Source organism: Actinoplanes aureus (genome assembly GCF_015704865.1).
GTDB lineage: Bacteria > Actinomycetota > Actinomycetes > Mycobacteriales > Micromonosporaceae > Actinoplanes > Actinoplanes aureus.
Genome location: NZ_JADQTO010000001.1, coordinates 348,547 through 365,073, shown reverse-complemented (window position 1 = coordinate 365,073; position 16,527 = coordinate 348,547). Strand labels below are relative to the sequence as shown.

The following is a 16,527-nucleotide window of genomic DNA, read 5'->3' as shown; positions in this document are numbered from 1 at the left end:
GCCGTTGAGACAGCATTGAGCGTTGGCCAAGCTCCATCACCGCTTGGGACGCGCGGCTCGGCCCAGCGCGGCTCGGCTCGGCGCGGCCCAGCTCGGCTCGGCGCGGCGCGGCGCGGGAGGCGGTGACAGCCATCCGGCACAGCCGGGCCGCTTTTTCGGCCTATTTGATCACTCGGCTGTGCGCTAGGTCTGCTTCCCGGAGTTGAAGCAGCCCTGGCGCACAGCCGGCCCGCGAAACCCGGCCTTATCGATCACGGAGCTCGTAGCAGTGGCTCTCTCGCTGATCAACACCACACCGGCCATGCCCGGCGGGCGGGAGGCAGTCACCGGCCGGGCGTACCCGGCCCCGCGATCCGCGAGTAGGCACTCCGGCCGCTGGCCCGCATCCACGGCCGGGCGCAGCCGGCCTCACCAACCGCAAGTAGGCACCCCGGCCGCTGGCCAGCAACCAGCGGCCGGTCGCAACCGGTCCTGCGAACCGCGAGCGAAGAGCTCCACCCACCCGGGCCCGGCGGTCGCGGTAGGGCACGGCTCAGGCAGTCAGCTCGCGCGGGAACGCGGAGGACACCGCATGAACGCGTACCCCGAAGAAGTGGACGGCCGACCCTGACCCGGAAAGCTGTCTAGGCCTTCACGGATCCGCTGGTCACGCTCTGCACGGTGGCCGTGCCGGCCACCACGACCCGATACGTCGCACCGCTGACCAGGCCGGTCAAGGTCTGGTTCGCTTCGGTGACGTACGTCTGGACGGTGGTCCACTGTCCGGCGGTGTATCGCTGGAGGGTCATCGCCTGCCCGGTGGGCCCGTTGACGGTCACGGCGAGCGTGCCCTTCGCGGTACGGGTCACCGTGACCGCCGCCTTCACCGTGCGGGTCGCCGTCGCCGACGCGCCGGTGTTGGCGCCGGTCGCGGCCACGACCAGCCGGACCCGGAAGGCGCCGGTCGCGGTGCGGGTGTCCAGGTAGGTGCCGTCCACGGTGGTCCGCACCGAGGTGCAGGACCAGGTCTCACCGGCGGGCGCGACGCAGATCGAGGCCGGCTGGTCCGCGAAGGCCGTCCCGCCCGCGGTGACGGTGAACGTGGTGACCGCCGTGGTCCCGTAGGTGACGCGCTGAGTGGAGGAGTCCGCAGTGACGACGGTCTGTGCCGGTGCCGGCTCGGTCGGAGCCGGTTCGTTCGGGGCCGGCGCCGTGGTGGGCGGGCTCGTGGGCGCGCTGGTCTCGGTCGCGGTGGGTGCCGGGGTCGCCGGCTCAGTGGCCGGCGGCTCGGTCGCCGGCGGCTCGGTCGTCGGCTCGGTGGCCGGCGGTTCGGTCGTCGGTGCGGCGCTGGTCGGCTCGGTCGTGACGGGTGTGCTGGTCGGCGGGGTGGTGACCGGCCCGATCGCCTCGAGCGCGGCCGCTGCGTCGACCCGTCCGTAGCCGTAGTCGTTGTCCCTACCGGGGCTGCCGAGATCGATCGCGGAGGTCTTCAGCGCGATCTCCACCTCGTCCGGGGTGATCCCCGGCCGGTCCGCGACCAGGAGCGCGGCGACCGCCGCCACGTGCGGCGCGGCCATCGAGGTGCCGGAGAGCCGTCCATAACCGGGGGTGTGCAGGACCCTCGGGTACGTGCTGACGATCGCGCTGCCCGGCGCGGCCACATCCACGTAGTCCCCGGCGTTGGAGTAGTTCGCGACCGTGTCCGTGGAATCGGTGGCGGCCACCGTGATCACGCCCGCGTCGGCGGCGGGGTACTGGATGGGGCTGCCCTGGGCTCGGCTGTTGCCGGCGGCGGCGACCACCACGACGTTCCTGCTGCGGGCGTAGGCGATCGCGGTGCTCACCGCACCGGTCCGGCCGGTCGAGCCCAGCGACATGTTGATCACGTGAGCGCCGTGGTCGGCGGCCCAGACGATGCCCTCGGCCACATCGGACATGTAGCCCGAGCCGTTCGCCCCCAGCACCTTGACCGGCAGGATCGACGAGTCCGGGGCGACCGACGCCACGCCGGACCCGTTACCGGTCGTCGCGGCGATCGTGCCGGCCACATGGGTGCCGTGGCCGTTCCCGTCCGAGCTGACACCCTCGGTGCCGCTTATCGCGTCGTAGCCGGAGAGCACTCGGCCGGTCAGGTCCTCGTGCGAGACGTCCACACCGGTGTCGATCACCGCGACCGTCACGCCGGCGCCGGTCGACCGCTGCCAGGCCGCCGGCACCCGCATGGTGTCCAGGTCCCACTGAAGGGGCCGGTACCGGTCGGTGCCGGTGGGCGCCTGGAACATCTCGGCCACGGCGTCGACCTCGACGCCGACCGTGTTCTCCGCCCGCTGCGCGTCCCGGACCAGGCCGGCCGCGCTCGCCCGGTCGGTCGCCTCGGTGACGGTGACGACCGGCCGGCCGTTCGCGTCCAGGGTGGTGGTGACGACGCGGGCCGGCTCGGCGGGCGAGACGACGGCGGGCAGGATTTCCTCCGGGCTCGCGGAGAGCCCGTAGGTGACCGGCGCCCAGCCTGGCGTGCCGGTGGGCAGGACGTAGGCGCCCACGCCCGCGATCGCGAGCGCCGCGAGCGCACCCGCGAAGATGCCACGCTTGACCGGCTGCCTCATCCGTCCACCTCTCGTCGACTGCGACGCCATCCGGCGCCGCGTCGACAACTGTCCGGCCGGACAAGTGCGACGGCGGACGCTGTGGGGTGCGGCTGAGGTGCGGCCTGCGTCGATGCCACCGCGACATCACGGCCCCCGGCCGTGCTCGTCTCCGGCCGTGCTCGCTTCCGGGCGGGCACGGCTCGGCTTACTCGGGGACGTTGCCGGCGTCGCCGCCGACCCGGTATGGGGTGCTGACGTCGGCGTAGGCCAGGTGGGCGGTCAAGCCTTCAGGGACGTGCTCCAGGTTGTGGCAGTGGTCCGCCCAGATGCCCGGGTTGTCGGCCACAAACGCGATCTCGTAGCGGTCACCGTCGGCCACGTCGAGCGAGTCGATCCACCACGGACTGCCGGTCGCGGCGACACCGTTGCGGCTGAGCACCACGGCGTGGTGGCCGTGCAGGTGCATCGGGTGCACCTCACCGCTGACGTTGCGGATGGTCATCCGGACGATGTCGCCGGTACGGACCATGAACATCGGCACGTCCGGGAAGAGCCGGCCGTTCACGGTCCACCACATGCCGGGCATTCCGTCCAGGAAGCCGATCCGCCGCCCGATCCGATAGTCGAAGACGCGGGTCGCCCGTCCCGGGTCGAAGCCGAGCGGGGCCGGTGTCCCGTACGTCAGGAGGTCGACCAGCTCGCGCGGCTCGGCCGAGGCCGCGCCCGATCCGATGGCGGCGCCCCCGCCGACGTCCACCCGCCCCGGCGCGGTGAACTCCAGATCGACCCGGCCGCCCGCGGTGAGCAGCACGGCCGCGCCGCCGATCGGGCCGGGTTGGTGCAGGTCACGGCCGTCCACCGCGACCACCCGGTAGGCCGTCCCGCTCACCCAGACCCGGATCGGCCCGGCATCCGTGTTGATCACCCGGGCGCGCACCGTCCGGCCCGAGGACGCCGCCTCACCGGAGGTGGCCGGAAATTCGGAGACGCCCGGCTTGCCGTTGATGGTTCGCCGCCCCTGGTAGGTGTGCACCTGCACCACGTGATCGCCGCCGGCCGGTGACGGCGGCTCGATCACCAGCGCACCGAAGAGCCCGCCCCGGACCTGCTCGTGGGAGACCTGATGGGAGTGGTACCAGTAGGTGCCCGCGTCCCGGGCGACGAACCGGTACACGTGACTGCGACCGGGAGCGATCGCGTCCTGGGTGATGCCGGCGACGCCGTCCTCGCCGTTCGGGACGTCCACGCCGTGCCAGTGCAGGGTCACCCCGTCCGGCACCGACTCGTTCACCAGCGTCACCTGGATCAGATCGCCCTGCCGGGCGCGGATCTCCGGACCGGGGGAGGAGCCGTTGATCGTGTAGCGGTCGCCGTCCCGCCGGGTGGTCAGGGTGACGGTCACCGCCGGGGTCCCGGACGGCCCCCGCAGGTCGGCGACGCTGATCCCGCCGGTGTGCTGGTGGCCGGCGGGTGGGCCGCCGCCGTAGTCGGCGTAACCCATGGTGGCCATGTCGTAGGTGCCGGGAACCAGGCTGTCGTACCAGAACCAGCCGATCGGCCCGAGCACGGCAAGGGCCGCCACCGTGGCGATGGCGGCCCGGACGCTGGTGCGCACGCTCTCAGGAGACGGCGGCCGGCGAAGCCGGAACCGCGCTGGTGGCCTCGCGGGCCTTACGGGCGGCCACGCCGGCCACCCCGGCGATCGCGAACGCGTTGACGCCGTGCAACAGGCCCAGGACCGGCGCCGCGAAACCGGCGAACGCCAGAACGACCTGCAGGATCGTGACACCGAGCGTGATCGCGGCCCACTTGACGCCGCCCGGGATCCGGGCGAAGAACGAGACGATCAGCAGGAGCAGAGCGAGCAGCGGCATGACCATGACGCCGATCTGCCCGTGCACGACGTGCGCCCAGTTGCCCTCGGAGTTCTTGTCGAGGACCGTTCCGGAATCGAGGTCGTTGAGGACGAGGAACCAGGCACCGGCGATCACCGCGGCCTGAACGACCACGCCGAGCGCGATGAGAATGGCGAGAATGCGATAAGCGGAACGCACCGGACTTTTCCCCCTTCGAGCCGGACCCTCTCAGCATCGGCCGGGGTCGAAGGGCGGGCAATACGCCCGGAAGCGTATTTCCTGGTAGGGCGTACGTCGTAGGTGGCATGCGGACACGAACGAGCCCGCCGTCTCGGGAGAGGCGGCGGGCTCGGATCAGTCGTGGCGGCTCAGCCCCGCTGGTAGGTGAGGCAGTCGGCCTTGTCGGCGGAGGCGCCCACGGTGATCGCCGGGGCACGGCACTCCAGGTTCTCGTTGTACGTGCAGTCGGCCCGCTTGCAAGCGCCGACCTGTGCGGTGGCCACGCCCATGCCGCCCTGCTCGCCCGAGTTGATGAAGGTGTCGCACTCGGCGGTGCTCAGGCTGCCGATGGTGATCGCGAAGGCGGTACAGCCGTCGTGGTTGTACCCGCATTCGGCGACGGTACAGGTCTGCACGCGCGGCATGTTCATCATCTGCGTCATGGTTACCAGCTCCCCTGATGGTTATTGGCCTCACGCCGACCATAACTCCGGTTCGAAGCAATTTCCATGTCGTTTAATGATGTTGCTGGTAAAGATTCGACTCATTAGGTAAGGCACGCCTAAGGGGCATGAGGTAAGGCATGCCTAAATGTGGGTGCTGATCACAGGTCAAGCATAGTTGCAGCTCAGAGCGCTTGTGACGGGGTTTCTCGGCACCTGCGAATGCGACGGGTAAATCAATTACCGGATTATGCGACGACCGGCACCGCGGTGAAAGTCTTGTCAACGGAACGCGGGCCGCGGGACTCCAGAATGACCGGGGCGCCGAGCAGATCGCTGATCTCGGCAGACCAATCCTCGGGCCGGTGGAGATCGCCCGGACGGGCCCGGAGCAGCCGGTTCGTGATCCGTTCCTGATGGACCAGGTCGCGCGGTGGGCCGGGGGCGATCCGGTCCCAGAGTTCGCCGTCGATCCGGTACGACCGGCAGACGCGCAGACCCGGGCAGCGTTCCGGGGCGTCGAGGTGGGTCACCCCGAGCCCGTCGACACCGCCGGCCACCTCGACGGCGTACCGGTGGGCGACCGCGTCGAAGTGGCCGATCCGGAACGTGCCCTGCCAGGCGTCGCGGCCGTTGTGCGGTTCGGGCAGATCGAGATCGGGTGCCTCGGTGACGAACGGTCCGGCGCCGTGCCGGGTGGTGTAGGTACGCACCACGCCGATCCGCCGGAACGAGGGGCAGAGCGCGGCGACGTTGTCGAAGGTGGTGGTGGACCAGGTGGTGTGCGGGTGCCAGCCGTACCACTCGTCGAGCAGGACACCCTGCGCGCCCTCGAAGACGCACGGGCCCTCGGCGAGCAGCCGGTCGGTATGGGTGGAGTCGACGACGCGTACCGTCCGGGCGAAGGCGGTGAACGCGTCGACCACGTCGTCGAGGGGGTACTCGCAGTCGCCGAGGGCGTCGCGGACGCCGGCGAGGCGGCGCCGGAGAGTAGCCGGCCGGAGGGTGTCGGCGATCCTGGGGGCATCGGGGACGCGTAGGGCGTACGCCATCGTCTCTCCGATGCCCATGCCGCAGGAACCGTGACGGTGCGTGCCGCGCGCGAGTTCCCGGCGCCGGTTGGCGGCGCGATGCCACGGAGTGGCGAGCAGGGCGTCACCATCGACCGTGAGCAGGTGATATGGGTTGCCGAGCGCTCGCGCCTCGGCGGCCAGCGCGAGCGGATCGACCACGCAGAAGCGAGTCAGGTGGGTGGGGACGCCACGCAGCGTGCCGGAGCCGAACTGGGCGAAGGTGTGGTGGCGGCCGTCCTCGGTGACCACGTTGTGCCCGGCCTGCGCGCCTCCGTTGAAGCGCAGGACCGCTTTGATCTTGTTCGAGGCGCAGAGGGCGTCCACGACGGTGCCCTTGCCGGCGTCGCCGTAGCCCAGATCGACGACGGCGATGTGCTCTCTCACAGACGCTGGTTTCCGCTCGGGCCCGCGGTGATCTCGAAGGGCGCGTCGCGCACCACCGGGTTGCGTTGCAGCGGGGCCAGCGCCCGGCCGACCGTGCCGCCCGCCGCCGAGCCGATGTCGGACAGGTCGGCGATGCCCTCGTCCAGGTCGATGGCGTCCTCGCCGAGGCCGACCGTCAGCGCGATCGTCTCGCAGACCGCGTCCAGGTCGTCGAGCTCCAGGACGTTCTGGCCGAGCAGGGCTCGCCAGCGGCCCAGCACCTCCTTGTCGCCGCCCCATCCGGCCGCGGTCGGCAGGATGTAATAGACGTCGTACTTCCGCTTCAGCTCGGTCATCAGGTCTTCGATCCTGATGCTCGCCTTGATTTCGTCGCCGATCACGGCTTCGACCTCGCGCGGCTTCACCTTCGGGTACGGCATTTCGTCGCCGATCAGGAAGAGGTAACCGCGCCGCCCCCGGTTGATCATCGAGTCCAGGACCGTGTGCCGGGCCATGAAGTAGAGCGCCAGTTCGTAGGACTCGTGCTTCTGCCCGCCACCACCGCCCTCCAGAACGATCCGGGCCAGGTCCTCGTCCATCCGGTTGTCCGACTCGAACTGCCCGACCTGCAGCGGCGCCCGGTCGCAGGTGGCGTCCCCGATCGCGCCGAACAGGATCTGCGGGTCGATCGCGTAGTTCCGCCGGGTCAGCAGGCCCAGCAGCTGCGGCAGCTTGGTCTGCAGGACCCGCGGCACGTTACCCATCGAACCGGTCACGTCGAAGAGGACGGCGATCGGCGTACTGAACGGGTGCTCCTCGCTGTCCCGGCTCTCCCGCATGAACACGCCCCGCGGGTCGAGTTCCGGGTGGACGGTGCGGGCGCCGCTGTCGCTGTAGGAGAAGGCGCTCTGCCCGCGCGCGGAGCGGTACTCGGCCGCCGCGGTGTAGACGTCGGTGGACCAGCGTCCGCTTCCCATGGTGTTCCTCCTCAGATCCGGATGATCTCGTCCAGTTCGGCCAGGAGCGCCCAGGCATCCTGAGGCCGCATTCGCGGCGCTTGATAGACGCAGCCGGCGGCGAACTCCGTCAGCCGCTGCGGCATTCGCGGTCCCAGCAGGCGCGTCATCAGTCCGGTTGCCATGTAGATGTCAGTGGCTGGGGTGGCGGTCCTGTCGTTCAGCACCTCCGGCGGATAGGCGACTTCCCTTGCCTTCACTATCGCCCTCGGTCGATGCCCGGAGTAGCACCAATCCACCAGAACCAAGCCGCGATGCTCGGGGTGGATCAGGACGTGCGGTTCGAGGATCGCGCCGTGGATCACGCCGGCCCGGTGCGCCCAGCCGAGGGCGGTCAGCAGCCGGCGCCAGATCCAGACGCCGTCCTCCAGAGTTTCCGTGGTGCTCAGTCGTCGCATCCCGCGCTGGCGCCTGATCACGTTGACCGTGCGTCTGCGGTGGTCGTGGTCCTCGTGGGTGAAGGTTTCGACGAGCCGGGGAGCGTAGGCGCGGAACCTCGGGTCGCCGTCCGTCCGCAGCTTGAGGAGCGCGTCGGCCTCGGCCCGCATCAGGTCGTTGTCCGCGGGGTCGCGGGGGATCTTGAGGAGGGTGTCGCCGGTGTCGAGCAGCTCCGCGATGTCGCCGGAGGCGAAAGTGTCCTCGATCCGATAGACGCCGTTCCGCGTGCGCAGCGTCCCCGTCGGCCGGTGCGCGTCGCCCCTCTCGTGGTAGAGCGCGGAAAGCTTGGCGAAAGCCTGCGTCGCGGTCGCGCGCCGCGCCGCACTCACGGTGTCCGGGTGGACCAGCTTCACCCATTTCCGGTACGCGTGAACGGCATCGGATCCACCCGTCCCCAGGTCACTGAACCGCTCGGCCGCCATGATCCGCGGCACCGCCTCATCAAAGGTGATCATCTGGTCCGCCGCCTCCACGTCCGGCGGTGGCGTCCCCGGTAGTGGCGCGGCCTCTTCTCCGGCGTCGTCATCTCACCCGGTCCTCCCTCGTGGGTCTGAGCAGCGCCGGGTGCAGCAGGCGGGCGTCGCCGGCCTGGTAGAGCTTGGCCCTCGGCCCGCCCCGGTCCCCGCCGCGTGCGGTGGTCCGGCCGGTGCCCTCGACGAACCCCGGCACGGAGAGCACCTTGCGGTGGAAGTTGCCGGCGTGCAGTTCCTCGCCCCAGACCGCGGCGTAGACGTGCCGCAGCTCGCTGATCGTGAACTCGGGATCGGTGAAGGCGGTGGCGAGAGGCGTGTACTCGAGCTTGTCGCGGGCGCGCTCCAGGCCGTCGGCGAGCACGTCGTCGTGGTCGAAGGCCAGGTCCTTGGCCTCGTCGACCGGCACCCAGTAGGCCCGTGCCGCGTCGGTGCCGGCCGTGGGCTCCGGCAGTCGCGGGGCGAATGCCAGGTAGGCGACCGAGATGACGCGCATCCTGGGGTCGCGGTCGGGGTCGCCGTAGGTCTTGAGCTGCTCCAGGTGGACCCGGCCGAGCTCGCCCTGCCCCGGGGTCAGGCCGGTCTCCTCGGCGAACTCCCTCAGTGCGGCCTCGTCGAGGGTCTCGTTCTTGACGAAGCCGCCGGGGAGGGCGCGCTGGCCGGCGTAGGGCTGAGTTCCGCGCTCAACAAGCAGGACACAGAGTTTGCCGTCCCGGATCGTCAGCGCCACGACGTCAACGGTGACCGCGACCGCGGGATAGCGCCGCGGGTCGTAGCCGGCCAGATAGCTCACCTCGTCCATCTTGCGTTCTTCTCTCTATGAGTCTTACTCGATGCGAGAGGAACATAGCGATGTCGATCGCCGTCCGTCAACCCGTGGCTGTGGAACGGCTGAGTCTGTGGCAGTTTGGCCGTGTGGATTAGGAGTTTTTGTCAGCATTGACAGTCCAAGTTCCCACAGTCATGGGGGGCTTGATCCGGAGAACTTGGAGGGTGTTGAGCGATGACTGGACCGATGGCAGGCCATCGTGCGCGGGTGGCCGCAGTGACCGGAGTGGCGCTGATCCTGGGGCTGAGTGGCTGCGGGGGCGACTCGGAGAGTTCGACAGAGTCGCAGGCGGTGTCGGACGGAAGTTCGGCCAGCCCGGCTACTTCAGCGGTGTCGCCGTCTGGTGAGAACGCGCCGACGTCGCCGAGTCCGAGGCCGTCGAAGACGCCGCCGTCGCTCAGCCCGTCGGAGAAGGAGCGGGTCGCGAAGGTGCGCAAGTCAGCGGTCGTAGGCAAGGTCGAGATCAAACGCGGAATGCAACCCCGACCGGAAGCCTCGGTGGACGATCTTCAGATCACCAACAGCGGCAATATTAAGAAAGACCGGAGCACTATGCGTGTGGTGTCAGCGCGTGGTGACCTCACCGGTCAGCGGGAACTCGCGTGGGTGGCCGGCAAGGGCGAGCCAGTCGGGAACGGGGTTTCATGCACGCAACGGATTCGGTTGCAGAACAACAAGAAGGCGGGAGTTCGCGAGAACCTTCTGCTGTGCTGGCGCCTCAGCGCTGAGAGGAGCGTCTACACCGTCGCAGTCGACCTGGATGGCAACCCTTCCCGACGGAAGAGCGTAGCCGCGATATTGAAGCGCTGGAAAACGATGAACTAGCCCCACATTAAGAGCGAAGGGCGGCCGCACCTGTGCGGCCGCCGTGCGGTCGTTAAGGAAACCCGGCGACTCGCGCTAGAAGCAACGAGCCGCCGGGCCTGGTCGCGGCCAAGTCCGAACTAGAACTCGGCCACTGTGAAGGACGAGCCGCTTGCGACAACGGACTCAAGATAGGTGGATGCGGTTTGGGCCGCTCGACTTCCGCTACTCACAACGGTGAGGTTGTATGAGCCGTCGGGAACGGGCGTGCTTGGCTGGATGGTTGTGGTGGCCACGGCGCTAAGCGTGCCAAGCGCCGGTTTCGAGATAGTCGCTGACAGGCGGTCCGACGCCACGGCGGTGATGACCGTTCCGGGTGCGATCTCAGTGGCGTCAATGATTCGGTCGCCGACATCTCCGGCATAGAACATGGGAGTTGCGGAGGTGACGGTCCTGCTGCCGATGGCGGCGATGGAGATACCGGTTGTCGCTCGCGCGTCGGCACCGATAGTGATGCTGTGGAAGTTGCCGGAGGTTCCGATAGTACCGGCGGTGCTGAGCGTGGCTACTGTCCCGGCCGCATTCACCGCGGTAATGACGGTGTCGGCGGCGATAGCGGCGTCAACGGCTTCATCCACGTACAGGCCGGTGACCTCCTCGCCGACGTCGGCCTGGGTGAGGCCACCGCCGGGAACGGTCAGCGTCGTCGTGCCGCCGAGGGTAGCGATTGCCGTCGTGGCGTTTGCAGCGGCGATAGTCGTTCCGCCGGTGGTGTAGTTGGCGTCATTCTCAGTCGTGGCCGACGGGAGGGTTGCGTCAGCAGTCGTCTGGGACAGAACGAGCGTGCAGATCAGCTCCGTGTCGTCAATGACGAGAACGTCGATACATTCGGACGTCTGGGGTCGCGTCTTCTTGTTGGCACTGTCAGCGGGGTTGTAGTTGCCGTTGACGAGGTAGACCTTTGCGTCGGGCAGGGTCCAGCCGAAGGTGTAGTTCAGGAACCCGGACCCGTACATGTCGATGTCGACGAAGTTCCGGGTCGACGGTGCCGTGTTCGGCGTAACGGTAGTTCCGTTGACGAAGTCGAAAGCGTCGTTCATGCGAAGGGTGCCGGCGGTCGTTTCAATGATCAGGTCCGCATCGTTCTGCGGGGACGCCTTGGGAACTGTGGCCGTGAAGTAGTTGTTAGCTCCTGGCTGGACCGTCAGGGGGAGGCCGCCCAGCGTGGCCGTTATCGAACCCGCAGTCGTGGGCAGGTTGGTCCCGGTAACGGTAATCTGTGTACCACCCATGGCCGGGCCAGAGGTCGGACTGATCGCGGCAAGGGTAGCGGCAGCTACCACCGAGTAGCTCGCGGTTCCGACCAGCGGGCTGGCGTCAGTCGCCGAGCCGTAGATGCAGACGTTGTACCGCGTTGTACCGCCGGCCGCACCGTAGTCGGAGAGGTCGATATTGGCGCCCGTCGTGCCGGCAGCGGCCGCCTTGATGGAGACGGCGACCTTGTTGTTGGACACCTTCTTGGTGGTTTCGGCAGCCACAATGCCAGTGTTGGATGCGCTGGGCAGGACGTTGGAGCTATACCTGGCCGTCGTCCAGGTTTGCTGGCACGCAGCCTGACCGAAGTAAGCGACGGGTGCCGTGTAGCCGGTCAGCCACGGCGTTGTAGACGTGCCTGTGAAGCTGTTGCCACCGGTGTTGGCTCCTGAGGCGTTGCTCAACGTGAGAGTCACTGCCGCTGCCTGAGCTGGCAGCGCGGTTGCACCGAGCACGACCACGGCCGTCGCCGCCGTCGCGAGCCCGGCGCGCACAGCGCGCCGAGTTTCGATGCGTGTTTTGGACTTACGCATGCGAGGTCCTCCTACGGTTTCTGGAAACCGTCTGTGGGATGGGTGTGCCCGGGGTCGCTCGCGGCGCCGTCGGGCGGTTCTCGCCGGAAGCGTAACTTGGTGCGATTGAACAAACACCTAGAGTGACAAAGTTCAGTGAATTCGCTGTTGCGTCCGTTGGCGTCCGCGCGAAGCTCATGCCCTTTTGTCCGACTTTGCAAAAGCGCGTCGGACTATCGCGGCTATTAGTGCGCACACGGCAAATCCCACGGGCATAATGTCGGGAGGTTCGCGCGATAAATTCACGCACCTTACTTTCGGTCTGCCCGCGACCGTCGCGCATCAGGGTTGGTCAGACGTCTGCCCGCGGTATGCGCGCCTCGCGAATCCGTATCCGGCGCAGCAATGCAAGCCGGAAGGAAGCACCGGCCGATGATTCATGTCGCGATCGGTCAAACGCCCACTCGTCCACAGCGGTGTGGGTCGGCGCTGTGCGTCGTATTTAGAGCTTTCGAGAACGTAGGCCAATCCCGATACGAGGCCTATGGCAATCGCATAGGCTCCGAGAGACTGGCCGATCCGCTCACCGCTATGGCACACCGCGAGCTGCCAAACGTTGCTCACGACATCGCGCACTGAACGCCATTTGCGATGTCGCTGTGCGTTCGGTCGGATTCTTTCTGCCTATTTTAAGGCAGCGGGTAGTCATGCCTGCTTGCCATGCCTTGCCGCAGTCCATGCGCAACGGGAGTTCCAGTGCCCGTTGATCTCCTGCCGGGGCGGCGGCGAATCGCAGCGTCTACATGAGGCCGGCCGCGCCACCCGCTACCGCAGCCGGCGTCCATGCTGGCCGGTCAGCCGAGCTTCGCCCACTCCTTGTCGATGATCGCGACACTCTCCGCAGCCTTCGGCTTGCCGTTCGGCGTAACCGCCATCGTCACCACACTCCGCTGAGCCGACGTCCGCCAGCAGAGCAGCAGACTAGGCCGCTCCCGCGCCGGTACCCCTGCGCTGAAGCGAATCCTGTTGGTGCAGTTCGCACTCCCAACCCGCTCGCCTTTGTCGGCCGCGATCGCCAGCGCGCGCTGACCGGTCAGGTCGTCCCGTGCGGTAGTCACCCGGATAGTGCCGTTCTTCGTCTGCACCGTACGCTCGCTGACTGCGGCTTCCCCTGCGGCCGCCTGCTTCAACGGGCGCTTGAGCGGAACCCCGTCCGCTGCGGCCTTGGCTCGCGCTTCCTTGATCTTCCGGCGAACTTCGGCGGAAGTCTTCTCCTCAGACCGCGAGGCCTGCTTACGCTCTTCCATCTTCGGCGCCGGCGACGCGCTGGCGGAGCTGACAAGGCCGGCGGAGCTGGCAGGGCTGGCCGGTGCACTCGACGCCACCGCCTCCAACGATGCCGCCGCCACCGCGGCGGACACCGGCGCCATCGGCGTAGCTGTACTCAACGGCGCCATCGCCGCCGGCTCCGGCAGGCTCTGCTGGGAGTCACTGGACTGAGCCGCCAGTAACGCCCCACCCGCCAGCACTACCGCCGCCGCGCCCGTACCGATTAAGGCGAGCCGGCGGCGCTTGCCGCGCCGAGCCGGCGCCGCAGCAGCGCCCTCCTCGGTTGCCGGTGGTTGCTGCTCATGGTCGGTCATGCCGCTGTCCTCCGGTTTTGTCGGCTTCGTGAGCCTTCATGCTTCCAAAACGTGAGGACACATCCGCTCGAATCCGGATACTTCCAGCCGATCCTCAGGCTCGACCGAGAAAGCCGCCGCACCGGCTCTTCTGCTGTGCTACCGAGGCGCAACGTTCCGACACCGGCTGTCACAACCGTCCCCTCCGAATCTGATTCCCGTAAGCAAAACGGGGGAGAGGGAAGCGCTTGATGAAGGTTCAGATCCGTAGGTACGCCGTCGCCACCGCCGCTATCGGTGCTCTTGCCGCTGTCGGTGCGTTCGCTCTTCCGACCGGCTCGGCGGGCTGGGAGCCCGTCACCTACGGCTTGACCGCCAGCCCGGAGCAGCTGCTCCCGGCCACCGTCTCCGCCGAGAAGCCCGCCCGGGTCGTCACCACGACGATCGGCGAGGACGGCAAGCCGGTGATCACCGTCAAGGAGGCCACCGACAAGGCCTCCGCGGCCAAGCTGGTCGAGGACGGCCAGGGCGCCGAGGACGCGGTGAGCGTCGAGGTCGACGCCAAGATGTACGCGCTCGGCATCCCGACCGGCTCGGACCCGTCGCGGAGCCAGCAGTGGGACTTCTCGAAGCTGAAGATCGCCGAGGCGTGGAAGAAGTCGACCGGTGAGAACGTCACCGTCGCGGTGATCGACTCCGGTGTCGACTCCAAGCACCCGGACCTGGCCGGCAACGTGCTCAGCGGCTACGACGCGATCAGCAACAAGGCCGGCACGATCACCGACGGCAACGGGCACGGCACGCACGTGGCGGGCACGATCTCGGCGGTCACCGGCAACGGCGTCGGTATCTCGGCTGTCGCCCCGAACGCGAAGATTCTGCCGGTCAAGGCGCTCGGCTCGAACGGCAGCGGCAACATGTCCGACGCCGCCGAGGGCATCATCTGGGCCACCGACCACGGTGCCCAGGTCATCAACATGTCGCTCGGCTCGACCCAGAAGGTCACCGCTGTCACCAACGCGGTCAACTACGCCCGTAGCAAGGGTGTCACCGTCATCGCGGCGGCCGGCAACAGCCGTACCTCGGGCAGCCCCATCTCGTACCCCGCCGCTGACGCCGGTGTGATCGCGGTGGCGGCCACCGACTCCAACGACCGCTACGGCAGCTACTCCAACGCCGGCAGCTACGTGGACGTGGCGGCCCCGGGCAGCAACATCCTCAGCACCTACCCGACGGCGCTCGGTTCCGCGTACAAGTCGATGAACGGCACCTCGATGGCCTCGCCGCACATCGCGGCGGTTGCCGCGCTGCTGAAGGCCGCCAACCCGGCGCTGACGCCGGACCAGATCGAGGCCGCCATGGAGGAGACCGCGGTCGACCTGGGCACGAAGGGCTTCGACAAGGACTACGGCAACGGGCGCGTCGACCCGGTGGCCGCGCTGGCCGCCGTCGCTCCGGTGACCACGCCGCCCACCACGGCTCCGACCACCGCACCCACGGCTCCGAGCACCGGCGCGCCGGTCACCAGCGCGCCGACCAAGGCTCCGACCTCCGCGCCGGTCACCACCGCTCCCACCACGGGCGCCCCGGTGACGACCGTGCCGGGCAAGGTCACCCCGGTGATCACCGTCAACAGCACCTCGCCCGAGGTTGCTTACGGCACCAGCACCGTCACCACCTTCTCGGTGCAGGCCGGCGGCAAGGCGTGGGCGCTGCAGGGCGTCTCGGTCTGCGTCTCCGAGGCCGGCGGTGCGGTGCAGTGCACCGACACCAAGACCACCGAGGCCGGCACCGTCGCGGTGACCCGCACGGCCAAGGCGTCGTACGAGGTCTATGTCCAGGTCGCCGAGTCGAACACGACCACGGCCGTGACCTCGGCCAAGGTCGGCTACAAGGTGCGTGCCACGGTGAACGCCGTCCGCTCCGGCACGGGCCTCATGACGATCACCATCAACGGTGCGACCGGCCAGACCGCCCAGGTCCAGCAGAACGTCCGGGGCACCTGGAAGACCGTCCTGACGTTCAAGGCTTCGGCCAGCGTCCGCATCGGTGGTCTGGTCCGCGGCCAGCAGTACCGCGTCGTGCTGCCGGACACCGCCGCGGTACTGGGCGCGACCAGCCCGACCGTCACCGCCTGACGAACACGACAGAAATCGCGGCAGGGCTTCACGCCCTGCCGCGATTTTTCTTTGCCCAGCGACTGGCGGGCCGCCGCTCCGGCGTCAACCGAGCTTCGCCCATTCCTCGCCGATGATGTCGACGCTCCTGGCGGTCGGGGCCTCGCCATTCGTGACCACCGCCATGGTCACCACGCTGCGGGCCTTCGACGTGCGCCAGCACAGCAGCACCGTCGGCCGCTCCTCGGCCGGCGCCCCCGCGGCCATCCGGACATCGCTCGTACACCAGACACCGTTGCCGATCGGTCTGCCCTTGTCGCCGGCCAGTTGCAGCTCACGCTCGCCGGTCAGGTCCCGCCGCGCGCTCACGATCCGGATCGTGCCGTTCTCCAGGGCCTCGGTCCGCTCGTTGACGCCGTCTTGCGCTCGCACGCCCAGCTTGCTGCTCCGATCCGTCGCGGCCGACGTGGGCGTCGGCGCGGGGTCCGGCGTCCGGCTCACCGTGGGTGCCGGGCTGCGCTCCACCGGCTCCGCCGGCTTAGGAACTTTGGATGTACGGGTAACCGAAGGCTCAACGCTTGGCGCCGAACTGGCCGTGGCCGCTGTCGACGCGGTCAGTGGCGCCAGGGCGGCCGGTTCGGGCAGGCTCGGCTGCTCGGCGTTCATCAGTTGGGTGGCCAGGAAACCGGCCCCGGCCAGCACGGCGGCCGCACCGGTCAGGCCGACCACCGCTTGCTTGCGCCGGCGCTCCCGGCGCTGCGGCGTGGTGGCCGCCGCCGAGGCGTACAGGGCGGTCTGGGGTTCGGGTTCCCGTTGTTCGTCGTTGGCCATGTCACCGTCCTCCGGGTACTCGGGCCGTCGGGAACCCCATGCTTCCAAAGATC

The 16,527-nt window shown here is 68.7% G+C and carries 13 protein-coding genes; 2 read left to right on the top strand and 11 right to left on the bottom strand.

The window, feature by feature from the left end:
* Positions 1 to 623 precede the first annotated feature (623 nt).
* The 8 genes from I4J89_RS01675 to I4J89_RS01640 form a co-directional block, all read right to left on the bottom strand.
* Positions 624 to 2,585 (bottom strand): S8 family serine peptidase, encoded by a 1,962-nt coding sequence (locus I4J89_RS01675; protein ID WP_196411982.1) that lies wholly within the window; start codon positions 2,583 to 2,585, stop codon positions 624 to 626.
* A 187-nt stretch (positions 2,586 to 2,772) separates the two neighbouring features.
* Complete coding sequence (locus tag I4J89_RS01670) at positions 2,773 to 4,182, bottom strand: multicopper oxidase family protein (protein ID WP_196411981.1); 1,410 nt, start codon at positions 4,180 to 4,182, stop codon at positions 2,773 to 2,775.
* Positions 4,183 to 4,186: 4 nt separating this feature from the next.
* Positions 4,187 to 4,621: a hypothetical protein gene (locus I4J89_RS01665; RefSeq protein ID WP_196411980.1), complete on the bottom strand. Its 435-nt coding sequence runs from the start codon at positions 4,619 to 4,621 to the stop codon at positions 4,187 to 4,189.
* 170 nt (positions 4,622 to 4,791) lie between these two features.
* On the bottom strand, positions 4,792 to 5,085 hold the full coding sequence (locus I4J89_RS01660; RefSeq protein WP_196411979.1) for a DUF1540 domain-containing protein: 294 nt from the start codon (positions 5,083 to 5,085) through the stop codon (positions 4,792 to 4,794).
* 248 nt (positions 5,086 to 5,333) lie between these two features.
* Positions 5,334 to 6,542: an adenylosuccinate synthetase gene (locus I4J89_RS01655; protein WP_196411978.1), complete on the bottom strand. Its 1,209-nt coding sequence runs from the start codon at positions 6,540 to 6,542 to the stop codon at positions 5,334 to 5,336.
* Positions 6,539 to 7,498, bottom strand: a complete 960-nt coding sequence (locus tag I4J89_RS01650; RefSeq protein WP_196411977.1) for a hypothetical protein — start codon at positions 7,496 to 7,498, stop codon at positions 6,539 to 6,541. The genes I4J89_RS01655 and I4J89_RS01650 overlap by 4 nt, the downstream gene beginning before the upstream one ends.
* A gap of 11 nt (positions 7,499 to 7,509) precedes the next feature.
* Complete coding sequence (locus tag I4J89_RS01645; RefSeq protein ID WP_196411976.1) at positions 7,510 to 8,448, bottom strand: serine/threonine-protein kinase; 939 nt, start codon at positions 8,446 to 8,448, stop codon at positions 7,510 to 7,512.
* 49 nt (positions 8,449 to 8,497) lie between these two features.
* On the bottom strand, positions 8,498 to 9,247 hold the full coding sequence (locus I4J89_RS01640) for an NUDIX hydrolase (RefSeq protein ID WP_196411975.1): 750 nt from the start codon (positions 9,245 to 9,247) through the stop codon (positions 8,498 to 8,500).
* 234 nt (positions 9,248 to 9,481) lie between these two features.
* On the opposite strand from I4J89_RS01640, the gene I4J89_RS01635 reads away from it, so the two are divergent.
* Positions 9,482 to 10,099: a hypothetical protein gene (locus I4J89_RS01635; protein ID WP_196411974.1), complete on the top strand. Its 618-nt coding sequence runs from the start codon at positions 9,482 to 9,484 to the stop codon at positions 10,097 to 10,099.
* 119 nt (positions 10,100 to 10,218) lie between these two features.
* Here I4J89_RS01635 and I4J89_RS01630 read toward each other — a convergent pair whose 3' ends face one another.
* Both I4J89_RS01630 and I4J89_RS01625 read right to left on the bottom strand, forming a co-directional pair.
* Positions 10,219 to 11,925, bottom strand: coding sequence for an IPT/TIG domain-containing protein (locus I4J89_RS01630; RefSeq protein WP_196411973.1), 1,707 nt, complete (start codon positions 11,923 to 11,925; stop codon positions 10,219 to 10,221).
* An 833-nt stretch (positions 11,926 to 12,758) separates the two neighbouring features.
* Positions 12,759 to 13,547 carry a hypothetical protein gene (locus tag I4J89_RS01625; RefSeq protein ID WP_196411972.1) on the bottom strand — a complete coding sequence of 263 codons (789 nt, stop codon included), beginning with the start codon at positions 13,545 to 13,547 and terminating at the stop codon, positions 12,759 to 12,761.
* Between the two features lie 230 nt (positions 13,548 to 13,777).
* Between I4J89_RS01625 and I4J89_RS01620 the strand changes: the two genes are divergently transcribed.
* Positions 13,778 to 15,664 carry a S8 family peptidase gene (locus tag I4J89_RS01620; protein ID WP_196411971.1) on the top strand — a complete coding sequence of 629 codons (1,887 nt, stop codon included), beginning with the start codon at positions 13,778 to 13,780 and terminating at the stop codon, positions 15,662 to 15,664.
* 84 nt (positions 15,665 to 15,748) lie between these two features.
* Here the strand turns inward: I4J89_RS01620 and I4J89_RS01615 are convergent, their stop codons facing one another.
* The gene (locus I4J89_RS01615) at positions 15,749 to 16,474 is read right to left on the bottom strand and encodes a hypothetical protein (RefSeq protein ID WP_196411970.1); all 726 of its coding nucleotides are present in this window, start codon (positions 16,472 to 16,474) and stop codon (positions 15,749 to 15,751) included.
* Between the last annotated feature and the right edge of the window lie 53 nt (positions 16,475 to 16,527).